This window comes from Cellvibrio polysaccharolyticus (genome assembly GCF_015182315.1).
In the GTDB taxonomy this organism is placed as follows: domain Bacteria; phylum Pseudomonadota; class Gammaproteobacteria; order Pseudomonadales; family Cellvibrionaceae; genus Cellvibrio; species Cellvibrio polysaccharolyticus.
This window is the reverse complement of record NZ_PRDL01000001.1, coordinates 1,383,385-1,409,849: the sequence shown is the minus strand read 5'-3', so window position 1 is coordinate 1,409,849 and position 26,465 is coordinate 1,383,385. Positions and strand designations below refer to the sequence as shown.

Sequence of the window (26,465 nt, the reverse complement as noted above, 5' to 3'; positions counted from 1 at the left end):
AAAAATATTCACCGCCGGCTTCACCCCGGCGGCACGCGTTTAACAGCCGCAGAGCTGCCAACATTTATAAGACTTACAAATAGCCACGCAATGGAGAAGACCCGATGTACCTGATGCTGAAACACCTGCATATGACACTGGCATTACTCACTTTTATCAGCTTTTTTGTCCGCGGAATCTGGATGTGGCGAGGCTCGGCCTGCCTGCAAAAGAAACTGGTAAAAATTCTGCCTCACGTAATCGACACCTTTTTATTGATCACCGGTGTAACCGTTGCGGTTTACCTGGGCTTCAAACCGTCAGAACATCCCTGGCTGCTGAGCAAAATGATCGCCCTGGTGGTTTACATTGGCCTCGGTGTCGTAGCGTTTAAACATCGCTCCCCTGCCGTGCGTAAATCTGCCTGGGTTGCTGCACTGCTGGTGTTTATCTATATTGTCAGCGTTGCCATCACCAAAAACCCGATGCCGTTGTAACCTGCCCGTTTCTATTAATGTGTGGCGTCTCGCCACACATTAATAGATTATCCGAATAAAAATTCCCCTTATATCTCTAAAAGTTATTATCGAGACCTTTTTCATAACACGCTATTGACGTCAGTTACGAAGTGATCTATATCACACTCCAGGTGTTGGATACTTCCATAAACTCTAATAATTGACTGGCGCCCCCATGAAAAAAATAATGACGTTATTGGCACTATTCTGTCTGTCCGCTACCGCTCTGGCATGTGATGAAAGCTGTTTACGCGAGCAGGCGATGAAAACCCACAATATAAAATTCCCGACCTATCTCGACAGCCAGTACTGCCGAAATACCAGTATTGATTTTCTGTTGAATGCGCGGAAGAGTTTGCAGCATTACCACGATGAGCGACTGAATACCGCGCATCGCGGCGGCATTCGCAATATTCGCAATTTTCTGGAGCAACGCCGGGAGTGGTTAAACGAGTGCGATCAGTATCTGACGTTGACCATGCAGGGGCGGTTATTTCGCAGCAAGGAAACCAGCGATCAAATCTTTCATACCATTGGCCAGGTATCGGAAGAACTGAATCGTTTGATAGGTATCCCGGCGTCCGCCAATGAAGACAGCATGACCCTGACAGAAATTGCCAGGCAGCGGTTTGAACAAATGTTCCGCCAACTGGATCACCACCGCACAGATTTGCAGTTACGCGGTTTGTTATAAAATAAAAAAGGCATCCCTGGATGCCTTTTTTATTTACGAAGTGCTGTCAGAATTGGCGGGGGCTTTCTTTTTCAATGACAACACGCTGCGTTGCGGCTTGTCTTCACGCTCGGCAAAACGTTTTGCCTGGGCTTCCCGCTCGCGGATAGCAGCCATTTTCGGATCATCAGCGCGGGTGCTGTAGCCGGAGGAATAACCGTTGGTTTTTGAGGCTTTGGCCAAAAATTCCAGCCCGCAACGCAACAGCCGAGCCTGATCAATAAAGTTTAAATCCGTGGGAAACTTGCCTGGCTCAACCGCACTCGGATCAGCGGGATTACCCTCTACCCTGAGCACAAAACCACTACTATGTGTCGCAGTACCTGCTGCAACATCCGCAACCCAGTCATCAAAGTTCATACAACCTGCTCGAATGATGTAACACCCCGCCATTCACTACTGTTAAGGATAGCGGGGCTGTAATTATGTGAATATCAGCCTGTGGCTGACTGTTTTTCTGCCCGTTGCTGACGCTCCGGCGGCAAAGCGCCAATATGCACTTCATTGCGCTGTTTTGCCAACTCAATTTGCTTCTGACGCTCTTTAAAACGCAATTTTTGATCCGGTGTCAGCTTGTCGAAACATTTCGGGCAGCTGACCCCCGGTACATATTCAGCGGCCAGTTTGTCATCTTCAGTAATCGGGTGGCGACAACCGTGGCACTGATCGTAATCACCTTTTTGCAGGCTGTGATTGACTGCCACGCGGTTATCAAAAACGAAACACTGACCGCGCCACAAGCTTTCTTCTTCCGGCACCTCTTCGAGGTATTTCAGAATGCCGCCTTCAAGGTGGTAAACCTCTTCAAAACCTTGTTGTTTGAGATAGGCCGTCGACTTCTCGCAGCGAATACCACCGGTGCAAAACATAGCCACTTTTTTATGCCTGGCAGGGTCGAGATTTTCAGCCACGTAAGCCGGAAATTCGCGAAAAGTCTCGGTAACCGGATCAATCGCCCGCTCAAAAGTACCAATGGAATACTCGTAGGAATTGCGCGTATCAACCACCACCACTTCCGGGTCGCTGATCAGGGCATTCCAGTCTTGCGGTTTTACATAGGTGCCAACGATCTGGCGCGGATCAATGTCTTCTACACCCATGGTGACGATTTCTTTCTTGAGCTTTACCTTCATACGATAGAAAGGCGTGCCTTCAAAAAAAGACTCTTTAAAGCTCATATGGTCAAAACGGGCGTCCTTCGCGAACCAGGCCACCAGCGCATCAATCGCTTCACGCGTACCCGCTACCGTGCCATTAATACCTTCGTGCGCCAGCAACAGCGTCCCTTTGAGGCCAATAGCATCGCAGTGGGCTTTCAATACAGGGGCAATGTCCTGATAGTCAGGCAGTGCGACAAATTTGTAGAGTGCGGCAACAACAGTAGAACTCATAATGGCAATCTTGATCCGGTCAGTTTAACGGGTGAGCATTATATAGATGCTGTTCGAAATTTAAACAATTAATGTGCCCACCATGCCTGTCAGCCTGATGGTGGGTGCGTTTTTAATCACTGATGCCGTGCCTGATCATGCTTGCTGCCACCCATGCAGGATGGCGAATCAGGCACAACGCCTGATTGTTGCCACTCAGCAGGGCTGTGGGTGTGCAACGCCAGCGCGTGCAGCCCATTTTCAAACACCGGGCGCAACGCGGCATAAATAGCCTGGTGGCGCGCCACCTGACGCTTTCCTTCAAAGAGCTCGGAAACCAGCACGACTTTAAAGTGGCTTTCGGAGCCGGGTGGCACACTGTGCATATGGCTTTCGTTGATCACTTCGAGATGAGTGGGCTGCAAATCCCGGGTTAGCAGGGTGATAATTTCGGTTTCAACCGGCTTCATAGGGTAGCTCCTGGGTCAGATAGGATCTGCACCATACAACGAATCGGGCATTAAAAAGGCGAGTATTTTAACCGGAAAGACAGAAGGATTGTTGACCTGGAACAAGGAAAGCCAATGCAGGAATCATCAGACCTGCTCAGGAAAGAGTTTAAGCCCCACAACCGTCACCTTTTTAGATGAAAGACCCGGTGCACTTCTGTCCGTTTGACGTTAGAGCAGTTGTTCCAAAAACACATAAATGCATCCATGCAGCTCCGACGAGTCATCCATGACTCGACGGTTTTGGAACAACTGCTCTAACGTCAAACCCGGATTGTGCACGCCATATGCTTCCCGCAACCTGAAATTGCCATGAATAATGGCCCGGGTTCTGCTTACTGAAAAGCACCGCCGCTGGCTTTGGCGCGAATCAAGGTAGGTTCGCAACCGGTGAGCCGTTGATAATCAGTGTTTACCGCCTGCATCAATGCAGGAATGACTACCGCAGGAGCAATCGCCACCACACAACCGCCGAAGCCACCACCGGTCATACGGGCACCCGCCTTGCCATTGCCGGCGCGGGTGAGAATGTCTACCAGCGTATCAATGGCAGGCACCGTGATGTTGAAATCATCACGCATGGAAGCATGGGATTCAGCCATTACCGGCATCAGCGCAGCGATATCCGCAGCGGCCAGGGCTTCAGCCGCTTTCAGAGTGCGGGCGTTTTCGGTCAGCACATGGCGAGCGCGGCGAAATGCCAGGGGGTCCATATCCGCTTGTTTTTCCAGCAACTGCGTTAAAGACACGTCACGCAAACTGGTAGCGCCAAAAGTCGCCGCGGCTGCTTCGCATTGCTGCCGGCGCTGATTGTATTCGCTATCCACCAGGCCGCGTTTTACGCCGCTGTGAACAATCAGAATTTCCCAGTCTTGCGGAATGGAGACCGCACGGGTTGATAAGTCATGGCAATCAATCAACAGCGCATGGTTTTCTTCACCGCAGGCAGAAATCAGCTGATCCATAATGCCGCAGTTACAGCCTACAAAATGGTTTTCAGCGGCCTGTCCCAGCAGGGCGGCCTGAGTGGGGTCAATCGTCTCACCGCTCATTGCGGTCAGTGCGCGAATTACCGCCATCTCCAGCGACGCCGAGCTGCTCAAACCGGCACCCGCCGGAACATCACCGGCGATGTACAGCTTGCCACCGGTCAATCGCAGCCCGTGTTTTAACAATTGCTGAATCACACCGCGAACATAGTTGGACCAAAGAATATCCGGGTCGGCCACCATCGGCTGGTCGAGATCAATCAATACCCGTTGATTATCAAAATTCCAGGCAACCACTTCCAGTTGGCGGCTGTTTTCGGCCGCAGCGCTAATCCAGGTGTGGTAGTTAATCGCAGCAGGTAATACAAAGCCGCCGTTGTAGTCGGTGTGCTCGCCAATCAAATTGACACGCCCGGGAGCGCTGACCGTGTGCTCCGGTGGTTGACCATAAAATGCCGTAAACAGATCCTGAATGGCCTGCTGATCTAATTTGCTCAAGGGAGTTACCTCAACCGGAAATGAACAGGATGTTGTGCGCGCAAACGCTCGGCCGCCTGCTCGGGTGATAAGTCCCGTTGTGGCTCAGCCAGCATTTCATAGCCCACCATAAATTTTTTTACCGTGGCGCTACGCAACAACGGCGGGTAAAAATGAGCATGCAATTGCCAGTATTCGGCATTGTCTGCCTGCCCCTTCACGGCAAAAGGTGCGCCGTGCCAACCCATGGAATAGGGAAAAGAACATTCAAAAAGATTGTCGTAGCGTGCTGTCAGGTTACGCAGAATATCGCCGAGGCTTTTTTGTTCGCTGGCAGACAGATCTGTCATTCTCGGACGATGCGCTTTGGGCAACAGCAAGGTTTCGTAAGGCCAGGCGGCCCAAAACGGCACTACCACTACCCAGTCTTCATTCTCAACAACCAGGCGCTCTGCTCTGGCGATTTCTTTTTGGGCGTAGTCCAGCAGCAAGGGAGAGCCAGTGCGCTGAAAGTAGTTTTTTTGCCCCTCGTCTTCACGGCTGATCAGCGTAGGCACACTGGATTGCGCCCAGATCTGACCATGCGGGTGCGGGTTGGAGCAGCCCATCACCGCACCTTTATTTTCGAAAATTTGCACCGACGGATAGAGCGCACCCAGCTCGCGCGATTGTTCAATCCAGGTAGCGACCACCGCTTGAATTTCTTCATCCGAAAGTAACGGCAGGGTTTTGCTATGGTCGGGAGAAAAACAGATTACCCGGCTGGTGCCGGACTCTTCATGAATGGTAAACAGAGGATCGTCCACCACCCCAGCCGAAGGTACTTCCGGCATTAACGCGGCAAAGTCATTGGTGAATACAAAGGTACTGTTATAAACCGGATTGCGAGAACCGTCCGCCCGCTCATTGCCCGGACACAAGTAACAACCGGCATCATGCGATGGCGAGTTTGGCCAGGCGTTGGCTTCCTGCTGCCCTTGCCAGGGACGCCTGGTGCGATGGGGCGACACCAGCAGCCATTCACCGGTCAACGGATTCAAACGCCGATGCGGGTGCTCATTAACAGAAAAATCCTGCATACTTTTTAACCATATATATCAGATAAATATGCATTAATTTATCTGCTTTGGCGGGATTTCTCAACGCCTTTCCAATCAACATTTTTCCAAGCCGGACAGGCTGTAACGCAAATACTGAAAAAAGCCGCTCACCTGAATAGGCAAGCGGCATAAATCCGGCATCAGCCAGTAAGAATCATGCATCACAATGACCTAAACTGTACCGGTTGCTTCGTTAATCAGGTTTTGCATGTTGTCCAGATAACGAATAAACGCTTGCCTGCCCTGCTCCGTCAAGGTCACGCCGGTTACCGTTTTCTTGCCGACAAAACCTTTGCTAATCTCGACGTATCCAGCCTCTTCAAGCTTGCGCAATTGGACGGACAAATTGCCATCAGTCGCTGCGGTTTTGGCTTTCAGTTGTGCGAAGTCAGTGTCGCCCGAGCCAAGCAGGTAGGCCATAATTCCCAGCCGTAAACGACCATGAATAACGTCATCAACCGAGTCGAGTGAGAATAACTCGCTCATCGCGGAGCCTTCTCTCTGGCCATCAGGATCCATCCGGGTATCAATGCAGAGCAAACCAGTGCCAGCGCGTAAACCAGCAATTGTTCCGGCTGTAATGACAGCCAGGCAATCAGCGGCGTGATAATAAAACAGCCCACTCCCACCCAGGTCATCCAGCGTTGCGCAGACACTTCAGCCGTAATAATCCAGCCCAGTCCGTACAGCACCAACACCATTGGCATCATCAGTGTTCCCAGCCCCGAATTTTGCAAACGCCAGGAACAAATAGCCAGCGCTACACTGAAAACAAAAATTGAGAAACCAACCCCACCCCAGGTCGCGCCGACCAGTCGATTTTTATTTCCCTGAACTTTCAATACAGCACGATTTTTTATGCCCCACAAAATCCCGAACAGTGCATACACCAACAGGGCGCCGCCCCAGATAGCCAGCGTCGTTAGACCGGAAATAGTCTCAAACGACACACTCACATAATGCACCAAAGCTGCGGCGCCAAAGATCAAACCAGCCAGGAAAAGCGGCCAGCCACCGTTCAACGGCACCTGCCCTCCTTCAACGGCCATGGATTTCATAAAATCCACATCAGCCTTTAATTGCGATAAATCTGCCATATTTTTCTCCACTGAATGTATTCCTTGCCCACCTTTCTCGACTCGTAATAACAATCGAAACACCATCTTTCTGCAGCAACAACAGCAATGTACGACAATTACTTTATTTTATAAAGCGCTTTATTATAATTATTCAAAGTAAAAAAACATCGAATGCAAACAACTTTAATTGAGCGTTATCAGAGCGTGGAGTAATCAGCAGGAATACGGGAGGGAAAGAAAAACGGCAGCCCGAAGGCTGCCGTTGGGGAGGATCAATAAACGTAGACCGCACCTGCTGAAGGGGCCGATGTGTCTTCCTGGTCGCCACCTGTACCGGTTGCCGCAGAGGCATCACGATGGGTACCAACCGCCATAGCTTTGCCATCTTCAGAAAGAGACAAACTGGTTCCGAAGCGATGACCGGCGCGGGTATTGGACGGTTTCACATAGGAAGTTTGCGCCCAATTGCCTGCATCCAAGCGGTAGACATAGACCGCACCTACCGTACTGCCAGATCTTTCGGTTTCGTTACCATTGATACCTTTGGCCAGACTTTGCTCGGCAGAGGTGCCAACAGCCAGTGCGGAACCATCCGCCGACAAGGAAACATTCATCCCGAAGTTATCATCGGCGTTGGCATTGGATGCTTTGACGTAGGCCGCCTGAGCCCAGGCGCTACCGTTAAAGTCGAAAATATAGGCTGCCCCGTAACCGGTAATTCCAGCCCAGCTGCCGTCGTGTGCAGCGTTTACCATTTCATAATTTGCTGCATCGCCATTAACACCGGTAGACCTGCTGGCATCACCTGGCGCACCGACCGCCAAACGATCACCGTTATCAGACAGCGACACACTGACACCAAATGCCTGATTAGGCATGACATTACCCGGTTTTACATAAGCTTGCTGTGCCCAGCCACTATCAGCACGACGGAACACATACACAGCACCGGCATTGTAGGGATAATTAGAAGCGAAATAGGCGCTCGGCGCCCGGTATGCAAATGTGCTATCAGTTTGCGCACCATTAATACCGGTGGCAGAGCTGTCTTCACCGGTAGCACCCACAGCCAACGTAGAGCCATCACGAGCCAGCGCTACACTTGCGCCAAACGCATCGCCAGCGCCAGTGTTGGAGGCTTTCACATAAAACTGCTGAGTCCATTGTCCGTCTTCGCTACGCTCGTAGATATAAACAGCACCGGAATTTTCAGCAAAAATCGCACTGCTCGAGCTGGATGTACTGCTGGTAGATACGCTGCTGGAAGAGCTGGAGCTACTCGAAGTAGAACTGATGCTGCTTGGTACCTGGTTGGCCGGCACACAAACACTGCTTTCGCTGCTGGTAGCTTGCACACCAGTCAGGTTAAGCGCTTCAGTCGGCATGGAAACTGCCAGCAGATTACCGTCTCCGGAAATGGCCAGGCTGTGGCCAAAATTCTGCCCGGCCCAGGTATTTGAAGGCTTGATATACGCCTCCTGTTCCCACTCGCTATCGGTACGGGTAAACACATAAACCGCACCAGTGTTGATATCAGCATGAACAACCTTGGAGCTTTCGCTGCTGGTAGTCACAGTAGTCAGGAAGTTGCCCTGGTCACAGTTGACACCGGCAGCGCCACTGTCTTCGTTGTAGGCTGAAACGATCAGGCGATTACCGTCAGCAGACAAAGCTACGCGATAACCAAAACGGTCGTTTGGCAGATATTGGGTGACATCTTCGGTCGGTTGTTCAGTATTGGAAGCCTTAATGTAAGCCTGCTGCGCCCACAAACCATTTTCTTTCACAAACACATACACCGCGCCGGAAGCACGGCTGCTGTTATCCGCCTGGTCGCCATTAACACCGGTTGCGCGGCTATCTTCTGCCGGCGCACCGACAGCGAGCGTAGAGCCATCGTCAGACAGCGCCAGACTCCAGCCAAACCAGTCGTTGGCATCGGTGTTGGAAGCTTTGAGATAAGCAATGGAATCCAGCATCGCCGACGCGGTAAAGGCCGGTGTGGATGTTTGGCAGGAGCCTGCATTACAAGCTTCAACCAGATAGCTGGCGTTAACCCAGTCATGCAAATGCACACTGATAAAATCGGTAGCGGTGGTTTCGGTGAGGTTTTCGGCAACGGTTTCGTAACCACTGCCACCGTCTGCATTTTTCAGCAGATTGTAATGGGTAGCGCCACTGACGGCAGACCACTTGATGGTAAGGCTGCCAGGATTAGCCGAAGTCACATTCAGTTCCGGCCACACACCGCTGCCCGGAGGCACAATGGATGAGCTACTGGACGATGAAGAGACAACGCTGCTACTGGAAGAGGAGGATTTATTACTGCTGCTACCACCGCATGCGGCGAGCACCAATGAACCGGCAACCAGAGACACCAATAATGCGCTGCGATTCAATGAGCGCCAGAAACAATCTTTATTCATGCAGCATTTTCCCAAGTAGTCGCCAACCGGCGATTCTGTCTGTCTGGAGGAACAGTGTTCATGCACTGAACCTGAACCGTTATTCGAGTCAATCGGAACTGCCTTACTGACCGCCAAAGCCTTGCATGGTTCATTGGCGGCCAATCAAACTCTGCGCCGCCCGCTTATTCGCGCAAACCGAGTACGTCCTGCATATCAAACAAGCCTGGCTGTTGTTCAGACAACCACTGCGCAGCGCGTACCGCACCACGGGCAAATGCCTGACGGCTGGAGGCTTTGTGGGTAATTTCCACGCGCTCGCCTTCCGACAGGAACATCACGGTGTGATCACCCACGACATCGCCACCGCGTACGGTAGCAAAACCGATGGTGTCGCGGTCGCGCGCACCGGTTTGACCTTCACGGCCATACACCGCCACTTTATTCAAATCGCGGCCCAGCGCATTAGCCAGTACTTCGCCCATCCGCAAAGCGGTTCCCGACGGAGCATCCACTTTGTGGCGATGGTGCGCTTCGTACACTTCCACGTCGGCATCTTCTGCCATAACGCGAGCGGCGATATCGAGCAACTTGAAGCAAAGATTCACGCCGGTACTGTAGTTGGCAGACAAACACAAAGGAATGCGGCTCTGCCAGGCGAGCACCTCGGCTTTTTCCTGTTCATTAAAACCGGTCGTACCAATCACCACCGGCTTGCCGTGTTCAGCACACAACGCCAGATTGGCCAGCGTGGCCGAGGTAGAGCTGAAATCAATCAACACATCGAACTGGTCAATAACTGCGGCCAAATCGTTAACCAAAAATACATTCAGCTTGCCAACACTGGCCAACTCACCCGCATCGGCGCCGGTCAGCGAACTTCCGGGGCGAACCGTCGCCGCGGTTAGTGAAGCAAATGAAGCCGCATGGGTGGCTTCAATCAGGGCTTTTCCCATACGACCGGCTGCACCGGCAATGGCAATTCTTAAAGTCATACACGTTTCCACTACGGCCCTGGGGCGCATTATCGCATCAATGACGGTTATTTTTCGTCCTGCGGGTTATTTTCTACAAATTCGAACATATGTCCGAGTTTACCTTTTTTAGTCTCCAGATAATGGGCATTGTGCGGATTGCGGCCAGTCTGGTGCGGCAGGCGCTCGGCAATAGCAATGCCCATATCCTGCAAAGCTTTTACCTTGCGCGGATTGTTGGTCAGCAGTTTCAGGGTGTGGATCTGCAAATGTTCCAGCATCGGCTTGAGGATGGAGTAATCGCGCATGTCAGCACCGAAACCCAACTCTTCATTGGCTTCAACGGTGTCGGCACCACTGTCTTGCAAATGGTAAGCACGGATTTTATTCAACAATCCAATGCCGCGACCTTCCTGACGCAAATAGAAAATCACCCCACGACCTTCCAGCGCGATTTTATGCATAGCGGCCTGCAACTGCGGGCCGCAATCGCAACGCAAACTGAACAGCGCATCGCCGGTCAAACACTCGGAGTGCACGCGCGCCAACACCGGCTCATCACCCGACAGATCGCCCATGGTCAACACCACATGCTCTTTATCGGTTTCATCATCAGCGAAACCGTGCATGGTGAACATGCCCATCGCGGTGGGTAATTTCGAGGACGCTACAAAACGAATAGTCACAGACAAACCTCTAACAATAAACAATCAACAGCACGAACCGTCTGGCGACCGTTGAAGCAAAAACAGCCTGCAACCTGTTCCACTATTTTTGTTGCAGAAACATAACACCACCCTCTACCCGCAAGTCCACTTTGCCGAGGTAACTGTTGCCCAGCAAAATAACTTCCGGCGATGAGGTGGTGCTGACAACGCCATCAATCTGATTTAACTCGATGGTGCCCACCGCAACACGGTTGAGCACCACCCGAAATGCATCGGCCACACCATTGGCGGTGTGAATTTTTACCGGTCGACCAGCGCGGTAATCAATACCCAGGCGCTCGGCGGTCAAATAATTCATTGACACCAGGGTGGCGCCGGTATCGACCATAAAATCTACCGGAAAACCGTTAATACGCCCCGGTGTGACATGGTGCCCGCTTTTGTTGGAAGCGATACTGACCTGCGATTTTTCGGCGCCGTTAAAACGGCTGGCAATTTGCCGGTTCAACTGCAAGGTTTTACGCTCGCCCTGCCACTCGATCACCGCTCGTTGCTGGTTGGCAGAAACCAGCAGTACACCTTCCGGCGTTTTGCTGCCCTCCTGAACCATGCGTTGCTTGCCATCAATCGATAACAGGGCTTTTTGTTCCGATAACATCAGTACCCGGACATCAACCGCACTGGCCTGTAATGAAAAAACCACAACGCAAACCGCCATCATCCAGCGCAACATAGGCCATCTCCTGACCGCAAAAAATCCTTTACAGCAGCCACCAGGCAAAGCCTTGCAATACCAGCCAGGCATAAACCGCCGCCAACACATCATCAACCATGATGCCGAAACCGCCACCCACTTTGCGATCAATCACATTGATAGGCCAGGGTTTGACGATATCGAAAATACGAAACAAAACAAAACCGGCCAACATCCACTGCCAGCCGGCCGGAGCCAGAAACATGGTCAGCCAGTAGCCCACCATTTCATCCCAGACAATACCACCGTGATCATGCACACCCAGCGCACGCGAGCTGCGGTCACACCAGTAAACGCCCACACAAAAGGTGATGACCAACCAGAATACATACAGCGGCCAGCTCAAATCCTGAATCAATAAAAAGATAGGGATAGCGGCAAGCGTACCAAAAGTACCTGGCGCTTTGGGCGCGAGGCCACTGCCAAAACCGAACGCAAAAAAATGGTCAGGGTTACTGAAAACAGTTTTCGCCGAGGGTTTTACTGAAGAATCACTCATGAGAAATGCTGGTAGCCTTGTTGAGCGGGTCGATAGAGTTCGCCGTCCAGTTCGCAAACCACACCGGCACCGGGCACCAGCTCACCGACGATGGTCGCTTGCAGTTCGCCCCGGGCGATCAACAGCGCGAGGTCCGGCATGGCATCCGGCGATACCGTAAAACAAAGTTCGTAGTCATCGCCGCCGCCCAGCGCCCAGGCGCGTGCCTGTTCAATATCGTTGAGTGATTGCATGGCGGCCGAGAACGGCAGGCTGGCCACATCAATCACCGCCCCGACATCACTGGCATGACAAATATGGCCAAGGTCAGCCAGCAAGCCATCGGAAATATCCAGCGCGGCGCTGGCGATGCCCCGTAATAATGCCGATTCCTTGAGACGCGGCACCGGCCGGTAAAATTTTTCCTGCAACCAGGCGCGATGCTCGTCAGTTAGCGCAATGCGCTCCTGAATAGCAGCCAGCGCTGCAGCGCCATCACCAATGGTATTGGTGACCAGCACAAAATCACCGGCGCTGGCACCGTCGCGACGCAGCGCGAGATGCGGCTCAACACTGCCCATAATCTGCACGGTAACGGTCAGAGGGCCTTTGGTGGTATCGCCGCCTACCAGCACACAACCATATTCATTGGCTGCAGCAAACAGACCCCGACTGAACAAACGCAACCAGTCTTCTTCAACGGTCGGCAAGGTAAGCGCCAGGGTAAACCACAAAGGGCTGGCACCACTGGCAGCCAGATCACTGAGGTTGGTGCGCAGCGCACGTTCGGCAAGCAACTCGGGATCTGCCCCCACCGGAAAGTGCACCCCTTCTACCAGGGTATCGACAGAAATGGCCAGATGTTGCGCGGTCGGCAAGGCGAGGATGGCGCAATCGTCGCCAATCCCCTGAATGACACCGGGAGCTGGATTTTCGGCTTGTTCGCGCTGAAAAAACTTTCTTATCAGTTCAAATTCGCCCATTACCTTCCCCTGATCAGCCACCGGCGAAAATGACATTAACGCTGGCGATTGGCATTGAATTCAGGCGCCCGCACCTGTGCGGAGACCTTGTCCAACACGCCATTGATAAATTTATGGCTGTCTTCGGCACCAAATTTTTTGGCCAGTGAAACGGCCTCATTGATGACTACTTTATAAGGCACATCAATACGGAAACGCAGTTCGTAACAAGCCAGACGCAGCAGCGACTCGGTTACCGGGTCCAGCTCGTCCAACGCACGTTCAACCAGATACGGCTGAAACAGCGCTTCAATTTCACTCAGATGCTCAGGCACACCATGAAGAAGATCATGAAAATAGTCGACATCTACATTCTTCATGTCGTTATCGGTGCGAAATTCTGCCTCGATAGCATTCAGGCTGGAGCCGGCCATTTGCCATTGATACAGCGCCTGCATCCCGTAATGGCGAGCCATGCGGCGAGTGGCAGCAGAAGGCGCTTTGGGTGCAGAGGACTGGTGTGGATTGTTCATTAACGCGTACCTGAAAAGAGCATGGACTTAAATAAAAAAACAACCGGAGGCCGTAATCGGCATCCGGTCCGGGAAGCAAAATGCGTATTCTGACGGTTTGGCAGCAGCGCGATCAAATACTTTTTCGACCCGCTGCCGGCAATAATCAGATATGACCCAGCAGGGAAACCATTTCCAGTGCGGTCGAAGCCGCTTCAACGCCTTTGTTACCGGCCTTGGTACCGGAGCGCTCAATCGCCTGCTCGATGGAATCGACGGTCAATACACCGAAAGTGACCGGGATATTTTCGTTCATCGATACTTGCGCCAAACCTTTGGTGCACTCACCGGCAACATAATCGAAGTGCGGTGTACCGCCGCGAATCACCGCGCCCAGCGCGATGATGGCATCAAATTCCTTGCGGGCGGCAATGCGTTGCGCGACCAACGGAAACTCGAAAGCACCCGGTGCGTAATAAACAACGATGTTTTCATCCGGAATGCCGTGACGACGCAGGGTATCCAGCGCGCCGTCTTTCAGGCTTTCTACGACGAAGCTGTTCCAACGGCTGACGATCAACGCGTACTTGCCTTTGTTGGCGGTAAAGGTGCCTTCAACTACCTGAATATTGCTCATAATCCAATCTCTTCAAAAAATAACCTGATAAAACGTCAATTAACCCTGAGCATCGTCCGGGCTGACATATTCCACCACTTCCAGATCAAAACCGGACAGCGCCGAAAAGCGCATCGGTGCCGACATCACACGCATTTTGCCAATGCCGAGATCGCGCAGAATTTGCGAGCCGGTGCCGACTTGCTTGTAGAGCACTTCATTACTGCGGCGCTGTTGCTTGCCGGCGATCAGCCAGTCAATACTTTCTTCCATATCGCGGGTGGTTTCGTCGTAGCAAATCAGCAACACCACGCCCTTGCCTTCTTCAGCGACGCGTTGCAGGGCGCTCTGGTAGGTCCAGGAGGCACCGCCAGCAATGGATTGGCGCTTGAGCGAAAGAATATCGTGGGCGATATCCATCACATGCACCCGCACCAGTGTTGGCTCGTCAGGCTTGATATCGCCCTTTGACATCACAAAGTGCAGGTTGCCCAGCGCCTGGTCGCGGTAAGTGCGCAATTCAAACTCGCCGTAGAGTGTATCCACGGTGCGGGTATTAATGCACTCAACAGTTTTTTCTTTTACCGCACGGTAATGAATCAGATCGGCAATAGTGCCGATTTTCAAGTTGTGCTGACGGGCAAAACGCTCCAGATCCGGACGGCGCGCCATGGAACCGTCTTCATTCATAATCTCGATCAATACACCGGCAGGTGAGAAACCGGCCAGACGAGCGAGATCACAAGCGGCTTCCGTATGACCGGCACGGCTCATAACGCCGCCCGGCTGGGACATCAGCGGAAAAATATGACCGGGCTGGGCCAGATCGGACGGCTTCGCATCCGGATTCACCGCAGCCAGAATAGTGCGGGCCCGATCCTGAGCAGAAATACCGGTAGAAACACCTTCAGACGCTTCGATGGAAACGGTGAAGTTGGTGGAATATTGGGACTTGTTGTCCGACACCATCAACGGCAACGCCAGTCGCTCGCAAATTTCCCGCGTCAGCGGCAAACACACCAGACCGCGCGCGTGGGTGACCATGAAGTTGATGTCTTCCGGTCGCACCAGTTCGGCGATCATAATCAGATCGCCTTCATTCTCGCGGTCTTCATCGTCCATCAGAACAATCATCTTGCCCTGACGCATATCTTCAATCAGCTCATCAATGGTATTGAGTTGCATAGCAAATTCCGGTTAAAAGCCTAATAAAACAGGTTAGCGATGGAAGCCGTGCTGCGCCAGAAATTCCAGCGTCAGCCCCTGGTTGCCGTTGCCGGCTTGTCCTTCAGCAGCGCGATCGCCGAGCAGCAAACGCTCGAGATAACGCGCCAGAACATCCACCTCCAGATTCACACGGGAGCCAGTGGTGTAATGTCCCATTATGGTGTGCTGCAGGGTATGCGGCACAATATTCAATTCAAAAACATCGCCGTCTACCGCATTCACGGTAAGGCTTGTGCCATCAATAGTGATGGAACCTTTGTGAGCAATATATTTCGCCAGGGTTGCCGGCGCTCGCAAGCGAAACCGTTCGGAACGGGCATCGGCATGGCGTTGCAGCACTTCGCCCACGCCATCGACATGACCACTGACAATATGCCCACCCAGACGGGTGCGCGGTGTCAGGGCTTTTTCGAGGTTGACCGGCAAACCGATTTTCCAGTCAGGAATGGTGGTATTGGCGAGGGTTTCGCGAGACACATCGGCCCAGTAACCTTTACCCGTCAACTCCACCACCGTAAGGCAAACCCCGTTGGTGGCAATGGAATCGCCCAGCTGAACGTCGGCAAGATCCAGATTGCCGCTGTCAATCCGCAGGCGAATATCGCCATTCACCGGGGTGACGGCAACCACTTTACCTACAGCTTCAATAATTCCGGTAAACATGTGAACTCCTGAAAGACAGACCGGGGTTGCTGTATTTGCAACAGCGCACGAACACTCAGTGTTCCATATCAGGCACAGCCGTAATGCGCCAATCTTCGCCGACGGCCCGGATATCGCGTATTTTCAGCGGTAATGCTGCCGACATGGTATCCAGTGGCAAATCAAACAGCGGTCGGGCGCTGCTGCCGAGCAATTTCGGTGCCATATAAACGATCACTTCATCCAGCAGGCCGCGACGCAGGAAGCTGCCCGCCAGGGTAGCGCCGGCCTCTACCAGCACCTCGTTGCACTGCTGTTGCGCCAACGCTTTTAACAGCGCCAGTAAATCAATACGACCATCCGCTGCCGGCAGCGCGATAACCTGCACATGGGCAGGCCAATCGTGAAGGCGCTGCGCATTGTCAGGCTCGCCATTATGCACCAGCCAGATGGGCGTAGCTTGACGCAGAATTTCCGCATCGCGGGTAAGGCGCAACCGTGAATCAAGAACAACCCGCAAGGGTTGTTTCTCTGCAGCATCCATTGCATTGTCTACACGCAAATCCGCAGCGCGAACCGTGAGCGCGGCATTATCCAGCAGCACCGTGTCGATACCGCTGATGATGGCACAGGAAGCTGCGCGCAACTGCTGTACATCTTCACGGGATTTGCGGCTGGTGACCCATTTGGAACGGCCGTCAGCCATGGCTGTGCGTCCATCCAGGCTCATTGCCAGCTTGCAACGCACCCAGGGCAAGCCGCGTTCCATACGTTTTAGAAAACCGGGGTTGAGCGCCCGGGCATCGTCTTCCAGCAAAGGGCCACTGACGGCGATACCGGCCTGGCGCAAATGCTCGATACCACGGCCAGCCACAGAAGGGTTGGGATCTTCCATAGCGAAAACCACACGGGCAACGCCAGCAGCGACCAGCGCTTCGCAACAGGGGCCGGTTTTGCCGGTATGACTACAAGGCTCCAACGTGACATAAGCGGTAGCACCGCGAGCTTGCTCTCCGGCCTGACGCAAAGCGTGCACTTCGGCGTGGGCCTCACCGGCACGGTAGTGCCACCCTTGCGCGATGACGTCGCCATCGCGCACCAGCACACAACCAACCCGCGGGTTCGGCATGGTGGTTAACCAACCGCGCTCGGCCAACCGCAAGGCTTGCGCCATAAAGGCAGCATCTTCGGCGGTCGGTTTGGTTGCGCTGTTATTTACTGTCAGGTTGTTGCTCAAGCCGGTCAATTTCCTTGCGAAATTCGTTGAGATCTTTGAAGCGGCGATACACCGATGCAAAGCGGACGTAAGCGACTTCATCGAGCTTTTGCAATTGCTCCATGACTTTTTCGCCTACCGTCAGGGACTTCACTTCACGCTCGCCGGTAGCTTGCAAAAAGTGTTTGATCTGAATAATGGAAGATTCAATGTCTTCGGTGCTGACCGGACGTTTTTCCAGGGCGCGCAACAATCCGGCGCGTAATTTTTCTTCATCAAACGGTTGGCGGGTACCATCCTGTTTAATGATTCGCGGCATCACCAATTCGGCAATTTCGTAGGTCGTGAAGCGCTCGTGGCACGATAGACACTCCCGACGCCGACGCACCTGATCACCTTCGGCAACCAGCCGTGAGTCGATCACTTTGGTATCTTCGGCACTACAAAAGGGACAGTGCATGTACGGGCCTCATCATCCGCAAAATTGCGCGCATCTTACCATAAAAAGCGCTTCTGACGAGTTGACTGAAGGAATGGAAAGCTAGCGGTAGGCTTCGAGAATCGCCTCAAGACGCCCTTGCTGGCGCATCGCTGCCAATTGCTCATATAACAACTGACGGACCGCTGCGGGCAAACGACGATCAACCAGCAAAAACAATGTGGCTGAGGGGTGGATATGCGAGACGTCTACCCCGGCAAACGCCGAGGGATTATCGGTGTAGCGTTTTACATGCCAGAGATAGCGCCAGTTCTCGACCAGGAAAAAATCGCCGCGCTTTTTCTCCAGCATGGCCAACGCATGGCGGGGAGACGGCGCAGCAATCAGGGTGATTTGCTGCGCATTCACCCAGCGGTGAAAATCCGGATGGTAATCAAAGCCATTAATCACAATGACTTTGCGCTGGAAAAAGGCCTTGTCATCATGAGGATCACGCGCATCCTGCGTGCGGGAAATCAGCCAATAATCCGAGGTCAGCAACGGCACCTGAACATACTCACCAATTTCAAGCAGCGGCTGATACTGCCATACCGGCGAACCATAACTGATCCAGTTGTCATACTGCCCTTCGAGCAACTCCCGACGAATGCGCTTGAAGGGGCGCTCGATTAATTTCAAGGTAAGCGGGGTGGATGCCAGAGCTTCATGCAAAATATCGGCAATGATGCCGCGCGGCGCAGCCGGGTCGTCCGAGATAACCACCTGAAAGGGCTCTGACTCCAGGGGCGATATCAACCAGGTGAGTTCAATTTCATCATCAGCAACAACCTGACTGACGTTAAAAAAACAGCCAATCAGCAACAGCACTGCTGCACACGCTATGCTACGACGGAACGAAGAGCGCTTATTCACCGGTTATCACGCAATTACGGCCAGACGCTTTGGCGGCATACAAACCTTTGTCGGCGCGAGCAAATACCAGCGATAAACTTTCTCCTGGCACATAGTCGGCAACGCCGATACTGACCGAGACAGAGCAGTCACCGGCGTCCATTTGCAAAGGATGCCGCTCCACGGCACGGCATAATTTCTCTGCCAATTTTTCTGCCTGGGCCACGTTGCATTGCTTGAGCAGAATAAAAAACTCATCGCCGCCCCAACGGGCAATCATGTCCATCTCGCGCACCGTCTGTCGCAGATGCTGTACCACAAAAGCGATAACCTGATCGCCGCTGGCGTGACCAAAGGAGTCATTAACCTGCTTGAAATGATCAATGTCCAACAGCATCACCGCCATGTCACCGCCCTGCCGCGCCTGCTCGGCTACGGCCTGGCGAAATACCAATCCGAATGCCTGGCGATTCAATAAACCGGTCATGGGATCGGTTGCCGCTGCATTTTCCAGACGGCGACGAAAGCGGTTGATGACGTAAAAAATACTGCTCATCACCGCAATCATGATCATTAAACTGATCAGCAGATTGAGATAAAAAATACGCTGCAGTGGCAACACGTCTTGGGCGTCATCCTGCTCGACCACCAGATACCAATTCAATTCAGGAATGTAACGGGAGCTGACGATAACCTCTCGCCCGTCGCGCTGATAAGTTAACTGCACCGGCATAATAGAACGCGAGCGAATAGCCGCCTGAATATCGGCACCACCGGTCATATCGCTCAGGGATAATTGACCACTTTTTTCGCCCCGGTCTGCAGCGGTTACCACGCCCTCGTCATTGACAAAATAAATAGTGCGATTGAAGCGCAGTTGGGCATCGTCAATTAATCGGGAAAAACTGTCGAGGGTTAAACCGACACCGGCCACGCCAATCAACTTGTTATTAAAATCAAAAACTTTGTGATTCACAAAAAAAGTAACGGTATCGCGATTGGAAAGATCCACATCAATATTGATTTCGTAAGGGCTATCCATCAGTTGCGAACGGTAAAACCAGACATCGCGCGGTTCGTTGGGCGAGACCTGTTTGAGAATTCCTTCGGGGTAATAATAATGGGCGGTTTTTACCGACACCAGAAAGCTGGCGACCATGCCGTAGCTTTCTGTAATTTCATGCAGGTAGCGGGATATTCGCGTAACGTCTGTTTCGCCGTCCAGCATCCACTCGCGCAAAAACGTATCGCGAGCCATCATGGAGGCAATAAAGGTAGGTCGGAGAATTTCTTTTTGAATTTCCGAATAAACGGTATCGCCGGTCTGCGGTAACCCCTGCTCAACCAGGGTGTGCCGCACCTGACTTTTCGATACCAGATAGCTGGACAGGCTGGTGCCGATAAACCCGACCGCCAACAACAAACCGATCAAACCTGGAACACTGTACTTTTTATACACAGGGGAACCCCCGCAAATGCATTTTATTAAAATATAGGAGGGTCAAGCCCGGGTGTTAATGACGTAAGTCCCTGAAAAACGATCATGCCAGCCACGCCCGTCAGTAAACAGAAAAGAAAACTGTTCAAACGGAATAAACCGACAAAAGGTACGCAACAGAATACGGGAAAAGGTCGGGTGTCGGCCCGTATAGTCCACCACGCGGGTGCCCATAATAATTTTGCCGACGGTTCTACCCAGCAGCGATTCCTGGGTGACATAAAACAGCAAAGTTAAAGCAATACCGAGTATCAGACCGGGAACATTATTCAGTTTTTCGACCGCTCCGGTACCACCCACTATTGTCACTAGCAAGATCAGAATATAGTCCATGATTCCAAGCATCAGGCAATCAATCACGTAAGTAATAAAACGTGTCTTTTTATCTGCAAGCGGAGGCGCCTGGTGTCGTTCGGATGAGGAAACAAGGGATGGAGAAGGACTCTCCGGATCAGACTGCTGGGACATGCATACCTCAAACGCGCTGGATTGAGGGCACTATAACGTATTTTATAAAAACAATAGACAGGAGTTACATCAGCAATTACTGGTGCCATTAACACCCCGAAGGCAGAAAGCAAAAAACCCGGGCAAGCCCGGGTTTCATGTAACCGTTTACGGAAAAACAGCAGCGGCTAACAACCGGACAAAGCCCGGCGACCAGCCGCCTGTCATTAACCGTATACCGGGAAGCGCTTGCACAGAGCAGATACTTTGCCCTTCACGGTTTCAATAACGGCGTCAGCGGTACCGGCTTCCAGCGCATCAAAGATATCGCAGATCCAGTTAGCCAGGTCAGCCGATTCGGTTTCACCGAAACCACGGGTCGTAATGGCCGGAGTACCTACACGAATACCGGAGGTTACGAACGGAGAACGCGGGTCGTTAGGTACGGCGTTTTTGTTCACGGTAATGTGCGCACGACCCAGTGCTTCGTCAGCGTCTTTACCGCTGTACGGCTTGCCAATCAGGTCAACCAGCATCAGGTGGTTTTCAGTACCGCCGGAAACAATGTTGATGCCACGAGCGATAAAGGTTTTAGCCATTGCTTTGGCGTTTTTGGCAACCTGCGCCTGGTATTCTTTGTATTCAGGGGTCATGGCTTCTTTGAAGCAGATCGCTTTGGCAGCGATAACGTGCATCAAAGGACCGCCCTGGCCACCCGGGAATACCGCAGAATTGAGTTTTTTCTCAAGTTCTTCGTTGGCTTTGGCCAGAATCAAGCCACCGCGTGGACCGCGCAAGGTTTTGTGAGTGGTGGTGGTGGTTACGTCAGCAATTTGCACCGGGTTGGGGTACAGGCCAGCGGCAACCAGACCGGCAACGTGCGCCATGTCGACAAACAGATAAGCACCGACTTTGTCAGCGATGTCGCGGAAACGCTGCCAATCCACGATTTGCGAGTAGGCAGAGAAACCGGCAACGATCACTTTTGGCTTGTGCTCAACGGCCAGACGCTCTACTTCTTCGTAATCGATCAAACCGGTTTCCGGGTTCAGACCGTACTGGATAGCGTTGTAGTATTTACCGGAAGAGCTGACCTTGGCACCGTGAGTCAGGTGACCGCCGTGCGCCAGGCTCATGCCCAGAATGGTATCGCCCGGAGAACACAGTGCTGCGTAAACCGCCTGGTTGGCCTGGGAACCGGCGTGTGGTTGAACGTTGGCGTAATCTGCGCCGAACAGGGCCTTGGCACGCTCGATTGCCAGCGATTCAATAACGTCTACATGCTCACAACCACCGTAGTAACGCTTGCCCGGATAACCTTCGGCGTACTTGTTGGTCAGCTGGGTGCCCTGGGCAGCAATCACCAGCGGGCTGGTGTAGTTTTCGGATGCGATCAGCTCAATGTGATCTTCCTGACGACGATCTTCATCCTGGATAGCATTCCAGATGTCCGGATCGAAAGCTGCGATTGTCTGGCTTTTGTCAAACATGGTGTAGGCCCTGCCTGGTTAACGGAAACGGGTAGAAAAATAGGCGTGGATTGTACATCATTCAACAAAGCCGCTTCCACGCAAAAAACTCATGCGCAACCGGAATTTCATTCAGTTTGCCCGCCAACCCGGAAGCCGCTAGAGGCTTTTCAGGTATTCCAGCAACGCCAGCCGATCAGCGTGCGCAAGCTCAATACCATATTCATGGCCGCTATTGCTGTTACCGGCCAGGCGGGTATCGAACAAAAACGAACCGCTATCCACCTTCAACCCCACCCGAAAAACGTCCATATCCCAATTACCCAGATAAAACTCCACCGGGCGCTCTTGTGGTGGCAGCAACAGGTCGTAAAGGGTAGGCACAGAACCATTGTGCAGGTACGGAGCAGAACTCCAGATACCGTTCAATGGCCGCCCTTTATAAACGCGATTGTCATGGCTCGGCGGCAAGGCGTTAAAGGCAAACTCCTGCCAAATCGCTTTAAACGTCTGCCAGGGGTTTTTCATCAAGGCACCGACAGTTACGTGCATAACCACATCCAGCGTGGCAGCCTCTTCCGGCATCGCACTACCTACCAGCACCCATTGCTTTTTGCCCGCCAGCGGGCCGGTTTTCACCCTGGCGTTTACGAAGTTTTCGGCCATGCGCCGGTCGGTACCGATGTCATCCAGCGGGGTTAATACCGCTTTTATTTGCCGGTTGGCTTTGCGTCTGTCCACCAGCGTGTGGCACTCCAGGCAATGCTGCTGATAAAGCGCTTCCCCGCGCCCTACCCGCTCGGCATCCAGGTCACCGGCAGCAAATGTCGGCCACAAGGGCGAGGCCAGCTGGTACAAATGCGCCTGAATCCGGCCGAGGTTATCCAGCCGGATGCTGGATGGATAAAAGCGCTCATGGGCGTTTACACTGACCTTGCCATACACTGCCAATGCCGTGGTGGCGTTCTGAAACAGCGGCCCCGGTTCTATATTGGGCGCCGAACCATTCCATTGCACCACGTCCATATGCGATGCATCCCACAGCACCGGAAAACTGGTTGGCGCATCCGGGGCGCGAATATTCTCTGGCTGCTGCAAGGCTTCCACCGCTATGGCATTGAAAATTTGCCCGAAGGCATCCAGGCGACCGGCACCGTAAGGCACCTCCACGGCATTGATGGCATAGCGCTTTTCAAAAAAGGCGATCAGTTGCTGCAACTCATCACGCAGGGGTTGGGTGTCCACATCGGCCATCCCCAGTCGGCTGATAAAACGGCTGAAGCGAGCAGTATCTGTTGCGGTCAGTTGCAGTGACGCCAGTAATGCCTGTTCAAACGCAGTGTAATCTATCAGCGCCTGTCCGCCTTCGAGGCGAACATCCTTGCCGTTCACCTGTATTTGCCCGGTATGGCAGGCGGCGCAAGTCAGGCCCAGCCACTCGCGCGGGTCAAGGTTATCGAGGTCACGGCTGAATCCTATGGGCAGCGCGTCCGGGTTCAATGGGCTTGCCGGCGCGGTAATAAAACCCAGCTCGCTTAATACGTCATCATCACGCAATAAGCGTTGGCCGTCGGCGTGTTCCAGGGCGAGAAACCAGCGATAAGGCAGAATGCGTGAACCAAACGAGGTAAAGGCGATAAATTCCCGGGTGGCTGTATCCCAATTTTGGGCGGGGAAATAGACACTACCGGCCTCAACATGGCCGGTTATAAGATCTTCCGGCAGCAAGCGCTCATGGCGCCACCAGAAGAAAAGAATGAATACCAACAACAATCCGGCGCCAACTCGCCACTTCATAGCATGCTCCTGCAGATTTCCTTTTCAAAAAAGCCGACCCTGAGTGACAGCTCATACTGCTGACAACTCACCGACCGGCACAATACGAGTTTGGCGTTGGGATGTTTGTTCCAAAACCGTCGAGTCAGGGATGACTCGTCGGAGCTACAGGGAATGTATTCATGCGCTTTTGGAACAAACATCCCAACGCCAAACGGACAGAATGGCACTTACCGTACAGTGCAGTGATCACACATCTACCCTAACGCTTTCCACCAAATAACGAGCCGAGAATACCACGCACAATTTGCCGGCCCAGCGAACTGCCGATAGTGCGGGCAGCGCTTTTGGTCATGGCTTCAATAGTGCTCTGGCGAGGCCGACCTTTAGGCGCAGGCGGCTCCGCTTTTTTATTTTCCACGACCGCCTGTTGCTTTGCAGCTCGCGCTTTCAAAATTTCATACGCCGATTCACGGTCAATCACCTGTGCATAAAGCCCCTGATAAGGCGAGCGCGCCATGACTGCTGCACGCTCCTCCACCGTTAACGGCCCGATGCAGGATTCCGGAGGAACAATCAAAACCCGTTCTACCGGGGTGGGAGATCCATCGTGGTTCAATACCGATACCAGTGCTTCACCGGTACCCAGGTTGGTAATGGCTTCTTCGGTAGAAAACGCCGGGTTGGCGCGAAAGGTTTGTGCTGCGGTTTTCACCGCTTTTTGATCTTTCGGGGTAAACGCACGCAGGGCATGCTGCACCCGGTTGCCCAATTGCCCCAGCACACTGTCCGGCACATCGGACGGGCTTTGGGTAATAAAATAAATACCTACACCTTTGGAGCGAATCAGCCTTACCACTTGCTCGATTTTTTCGACAAGAATTTTCGGGGCACCGTTAAACAACAAATGGGCTTCATCGAAAAAGAAAACCAGTTTCGGTTTGTCGCTATCGCCCTGCTCCGGCAAGTTTTCAAACAATTCAGAGATCAGCCAGAGCAAAAAGATGGCGTAGAGCCGGGGTTGATGAATGAGTTTTGTCGCATCAAAAATATTGACCACGCCAGCGCCATCGAGCGTGGTCTGCATCAGATGTTGAAGATTCAATGCCGGTTCACCAAAAAACTGATCCGCGCCCTGTTGCTCCAGCATCATCAAACGGCGCTGAATCGCCGCGACGCTGGAGCCGCTCATCGCGCCGTATTCACCTTCAAGATCTGCACGTTGGTCTTTCATCAGGTTCAGCATGGCTTGCAGGTCTTTCAAATCCAGCAGCAACATGCCCTGATCATCGGCAATTTTAAAGGCGGCATGCAGCACGCCGGTTTGCGTTTCATTCAGCTCAAGAAAGTTGGCCAGCAACAAGGGGCCGAAATCCGAAATGGTGGCGCGCACCGCGTGCCCCTGCTCACCGTACACATCCCAGAACACACAGGGAAATGCCCGGCTGCGATAGCCTTGCACGCCAATCGTAGCAATACGTTCATCGACTTTCGGGTGGGGTTTGCCAGGCTGCGCCAGCCCGGAGAGATCGCCTTTGATGTCGGCCATAAATACCGGCACACCTTCGCGGGAAAAACCTTCGGCGAGAATTTGCAGGGTGACCGTTTTGCCGGTACCAGTGGCTCCGGCAATCAAACCATGGCGATTGGCCATGGGCAAGTTAAGTGAAACCTGACAGTCGGGATAGCCTCCCAGCAATATCCGATGATCTGACATACACCTGCGCTCCTGAGGTTATGAAGTTTCGTTGGGATTCTATCCTGCCGGAAGCGATTGTGCCTCTTTCTGACGACGAAGTGCCTGAAAAAAAGGCAGTACCGAGCGCTTGGGAATGGTGGTGAGTTGTTGCATGGTGGCAAAGGTCATATCGCTGAACTGGTAACCGCGATGAATATCGTCCAGCAGCGCCAGCCAGAGGTGGGCGGTCATTTGCGCATCGCCCAGCGCCCGGTGAAAGTCGCCCTCTTGCGGTAACTGCTTGAACGCCACCAGTGCCGCCAGGCTGTGGCCGGGTGCTGTTTGGTAGATGCGCCGTGCGGCCAGTAGTGAGCAGGAAAAAGCATGTCGGCTGGTTCGCTGCAAGCGTTGCAATTCTGCCTGCAAAAAACGCTGGTCAAAGGAGGCGTTGTGGGCAACCAGATTGTGCCCTTCAATAAAATCGCTGAAGCGCGACATCACTACCGCCGCAGGTTCGGCGTCTGCCAGCATGGCGTTGGTGATGCCGGTGTAATTTTCGATGAAGTTGTCAATGCGAATACCGGGGTTCATCAGCGCCTGGAAACGATCGGTGATCCTGCCGTTTTCCAGCAACACCGCGCCCACCTCAATGGTGCGGTGCCCCTGTGCGGGTGAGAGGCCACTGGTTTCAAAGTCAAAAACGACCACAGAGTTGGCAGGACGTGTTGTTATCATTGTCAGGGAACGCCAGGCAAAAAAGGAAGCGCCGGAGGGTTTACCAGGAAACCCTCCGGGTTAAAGACAGGTTATTCGGGCAGCGTAATGTTCAGCTCAAGCACTGAACAGTTTTCCGAATCATCCAGCTTTACCGCTACCTGATCGGAATTGATATTGATGTACTTACGAATCACATCAATAATTTCCTGCTGCATTTGCGGCAGATAATCCGGTTGATTACGCTTGTTGCGCTCGTGCGCGACAATAATCTGCAATCGCTCCTTGGCGACAGAAGCCGTCGATGGGGCGCGCTTCTTGCGCAAATAATCGAAAATGCTCACG

29 protein-coding genes are annotated in these 26,465 nt (G+C 52.9%); 2 read left to right on the top strand and 27 right to left on the bottom strand.

Annotated elements, in window-relative coordinates:
• Nucleotides 1-104: 104 nt before the first annotated feature.
• Both C4F51_RS05980 and C4F51_RS05975 read left to right on the top strand, forming a co-directional pair.
• The gene (locus C4F51_RS05980) at nt 105-476 is read left to right on the top strand and encodes a SirB2 family protein (RefSeq protein WP_193908078.1); all 372 of its coding nucleotides are present in this window, start codon (nt 105-107) and stop codon (nt 474-476) included.
• 196 nt (nt 477-672) lie between these two features.
• Complete coding sequence (locus C4F51_RS05975; protein ID WP_193908076.1) at nt 673-1,191, top strand: hypothetical protein; 519 nt, start codon at nt 673-675, stop codon at nt 1,189-1,191.
• Between the two features lie 33 nt (nt 1,192-1,224).
• Here C4F51_RS05975 and C4F51_RS05970 read toward each other — a convergent pair whose 3' ends face one another.
• From C4F51_RS05970 to minE, 27 genes are all read right to left on the bottom strand, one after another.
• Nucleotides 1,225-1,590, bottom strand: a complete 366-nt coding sequence (locus C4F51_RS05970; protein WP_193908074.1) for a hypothetical protein — start codon at nt 1,588-1,590, stop codon at nt 1,225-1,227.
• A 74-nt stretch (nt 1,591-1,664) separates the two neighbouring features.
• Nucleotides 1,665-2,621: an oxygen-dependent tRNA uridine(34) hydroxylase TrhO gene (trhO, locus tag C4F51_RS05965; RefSeq protein ID WP_193908072.1), complete on the bottom strand. Its 957-nt coding sequence runs from the start codon at nt 2,619-2,621 to the stop codon at nt 1,665-1,667.
• Between the two features lie 116 nt (nt 2,622-2,737).
• Entirely contained in the window at nt 2,738-3,070 is a 333-nt protein-coding gene (locus C4F51_RS05960; protein WP_193908070.1) for a BolA family protein, read from the bottom strand.
• Nucleotides 3,071-3,444: 374 nt separating this feature from the next.
• Complete coding sequence (gene galK / locus C4F51_RS05955) at nt 3,445-4,596, bottom strand: galactokinase (protein ID WP_202987629.1); 1,152 nt, start codon at nt 4,594-4,596, stop codon at nt 3,445-3,447.
• A gap of 5 nt (nt 4,597-4,601) precedes the next feature.
• Nucleotides 4,602-5,654 (bottom strand): UDP-glucose--hexose-1-phosphate uridylyltransferase, encoded by a 1,053-nt coding sequence (locus C4F51_RS05950; RefSeq protein WP_193908068.1) that lies wholly within the window; start codon nt 5,652-5,654, stop codon nt 4,602-4,604.
• Between the two features lie 192 nt (nt 5,655-5,846).
• The gene (locus tag C4F51_RS05945) at nt 5,847-6,161 is read right to left on the bottom strand and encodes a winged helix-turn-helix domain-containing protein (protein WP_193908066.1); all 315 of its coding nucleotides are present in this window, start codon (nt 6,159-6,161) and stop codon (nt 5,847-5,849) included.
• Entirely contained in the window at nt 6,158-6,772 is a 615-nt protein-coding gene (locus C4F51_RS05940) for a hypothetical protein (RefSeq protein ID WP_193908064.1), read from the bottom strand. The genes C4F51_RS05945 and C4F51_RS05940 overlap by 4 nt, the downstream gene beginning before the upstream one ends.
• A 254-nt stretch (nt 6,773-7,026) precedes the next feature.
• A complete protein-coding gene (locus tag C4F51_RS05935; RefSeq protein WP_193908062.1) occupies nt 7,027-9,180 on the bottom strand; it encodes an FG-GAP repeat protein in 2,154 nt (717 codons plus the stop codon).
• A gap of 164 nt (nt 9,181-9,344) precedes the next feature.
• Nucleotides 9,345-10,154, bottom strand: coding sequence for a 4-hydroxy-tetrahydrodipicolinate reductase (dapB, locus tag C4F51_RS05930; protein ID WP_193908060.1), 810 nt, complete (start codon nt 10,152-10,154; stop codon nt 9,345-9,347).
• A 47-nt stretch (nt 10,155-10,201) separates the two neighbouring features.
• The gene (ribA, locus tag C4F51_RS05925; RefSeq protein WP_193908058.1) at nt 10,202-10,819 is read right to left on the bottom strand and encodes a GTP cyclohydrolase II; all 618 of its coding nucleotides are present in this window, start codon (nt 10,817-10,819) and stop codon (nt 10,202-10,204) included.
• Between the two features lie 82 nt (nt 10,820-10,901).
• Nucleotides 10,902-11,534 carry a retropepsin-like aspartic protease family protein gene (locus tag C4F51_RS05920; protein WP_193908057.1) on the bottom strand — a complete coding sequence of 211 codons (633 nt, stop codon included), beginning with the start codon at nt 11,532-11,534 and terminating at the stop codon, nt 10,902-10,904.
• Nucleotides 11,535-11,562: 28 nt separating this feature from the next.
• Nucleotides 11,563-12,054, bottom strand: coding sequence for a phosphatidylglycerophosphatase A family protein (locus tag C4F51_RS05915; protein WP_193908055.1), 492 nt, complete (start codon nt 12,052-12,054; stop codon nt 11,563-11,565).
• Nucleotides 12,051-13,016: a thiamine-phosphate kinase gene (gene thiL, locus C4F51_RS05910; protein ID WP_193908052.1), complete on the bottom strand. Its 966-nt coding sequence runs from the start codon at nt 13,014-13,016 to the stop codon at nt 12,051-12,053. The genes C4F51_RS05915 and thiL overlap by 4 nt, the downstream gene beginning before the upstream one ends.
• 35 nt (nt 13,017-13,051) lie before the next feature.
• Complete coding sequence (gene nusB / locus C4F51_RS05905) at nt 13,052-13,528, bottom strand: transcription antitermination factor NusB (protein ID WP_193908050.1); 477 nt, start codon at nt 13,526-13,528, stop codon at nt 13,052-13,054.
• Nucleotides 13,529-13,673: 145 nt separating this feature from the next.
• A complete protein-coding gene (gene ribH, locus C4F51_RS05900; protein ID WP_193908048.1) occupies nt 13,674-14,144 on the bottom strand; it encodes a 6,7-dimethyl-8-ribityllumazine synthase in 471 nt (156 codons plus the stop codon).
• Nucleotides 14,145-14,183: 39 nt separating this feature from the next.
• On the bottom strand, nt 14,184-15,308 hold the full coding sequence (gene ribBA, locus C4F51_RS05895; protein ID WP_193908046.1) for a bifunctional 3,4-dihydroxy-2-butanone-4-phosphate synthase/GTP cyclohydrolase II: 1,125 nt from the start codon (nt 15,306-15,308) through the stop codon (nt 14,184-14,186).
• A 33-nt stretch (nt 15,309-15,341) separates the two neighbouring features.
• Complete coding sequence (locus tag C4F51_RS05890; protein ID WP_193908044.1) at nt 15,342-16,013, bottom strand: riboflavin synthase; 672 nt, start codon at nt 16,011-16,013, stop codon at nt 15,342-15,344.
• 55 nt (nt 16,014-16,068) lie between these two features.
• A complete protein-coding gene (gene ribD / locus C4F51_RS05885; protein WP_193912385.1) occupies nt 16,069-17,166 on the bottom strand; it encodes a bifunctional diaminohydroxyphosphoribosylaminopyrimidine deaminase/5-amino-6-(5-phosphoribosylamino)uracil reductase RibD in 1,098 nt (365 codons plus the stop codon).
• A gap of 37 nt (nt 17,167-17,203) precedes the next feature.
• Nucleotides 17,204-17,668: a transcriptional regulator NrdR gene (gene nrdR, locus C4F51_RS05880; protein ID WP_193908042.1), complete on the bottom strand. Its 465-nt coding sequence runs from the start codon at nt 17,666-17,668 to the stop codon at nt 17,204-17,206.
• Nucleotides 17,669-17,749: 81 nt separating this feature from the next.
• On the bottom strand, nt 17,750-18,559 hold the full coding sequence (locus tag C4F51_RS05875; RefSeq protein WP_193908040.1) for a type 2 periplasmic-binding domain-containing protein: 810 nt from the start codon (nt 18,557-18,559) through the stop codon (nt 17,750-17,752).
• Entirely contained in the window at nt 18,552-19,997 is a 1,446-nt protein-coding gene (locus tag C4F51_RS18310; RefSeq protein ID WP_193908038.1) for a sensor domain-containing diguanylate cyclase, read from the bottom strand. The genes C4F51_RS05875 and C4F51_RS18310 overlap by 8 nt, the downstream gene beginning before the upstream one ends.
• 42 nt (nt 19,998-20,039) lie before the next feature.
• Nucleotides 20,040-20,504 carry an RDD family protein gene (locus C4F51_RS05865; RefSeq protein WP_193908037.1) on the bottom strand — a complete coding sequence of 155 codons (465 nt, stop codon included), beginning with the start codon at nt 20,502-20,504 and terminating at the stop codon, nt 20,040-20,042.
• Nucleotides 20,505-20,710: 206 nt separating this feature from the next.
• Entirely contained in the window at nt 20,711-21,973 is a 1,263-nt protein-coding gene (gene glyA, locus C4F51_RS05860) for a serine hydroxymethyltransferase (RefSeq protein ID WP_193908035.1), read from the bottom strand.
• Nucleotides 21,974-22,111: 138 nt separating this feature from the next.
• A complete protein-coding gene (locus C4F51_RS05855; protein ID WP_193908033.1) occupies nt 22,112-23,749 on the bottom strand; it encodes a c-type cytochrome in 1,638 nt (545 codons plus the stop codon).
• Nucleotides 23,750-23,990: 241 nt separating this feature from the next.
• Complete coding sequence (locus C4F51_RS05850) at nt 23,991-25,445, bottom strand: helicase HerA-like domain-containing protein (RefSeq protein WP_193908031.1); 1,455 nt, start codon at nt 25,443-25,445, stop codon at nt 23,991-23,993.
• A gap of 39 nt (nt 25,446-25,484) precedes the next feature.
• Nucleotides 25,485-26,141 carry a 3'-5' exonuclease gene (locus C4F51_RS05845; protein ID WP_202987627.1) on the bottom strand — a complete coding sequence of 219 codons (657 nt, stop codon included), beginning with the start codon at nt 26,139-26,141 and terminating at the stop codon, nt 25,485-25,487.
• A 71-nt stretch (nt 26,142-26,212) separates the two neighbouring features.
• Nucleotides 26,213-26,464: a cell division topological specificity factor MinE gene (gene minE, locus C4F51_RS05840; protein ID WP_193908029.1), complete on the bottom strand. Its 252-nt coding sequence runs from the start codon at nt 26,462-26,464 to the stop codon at nt 26,213-26,215.
• Nucleotide 26,465 lies beyond the last annotated feature (1 nt).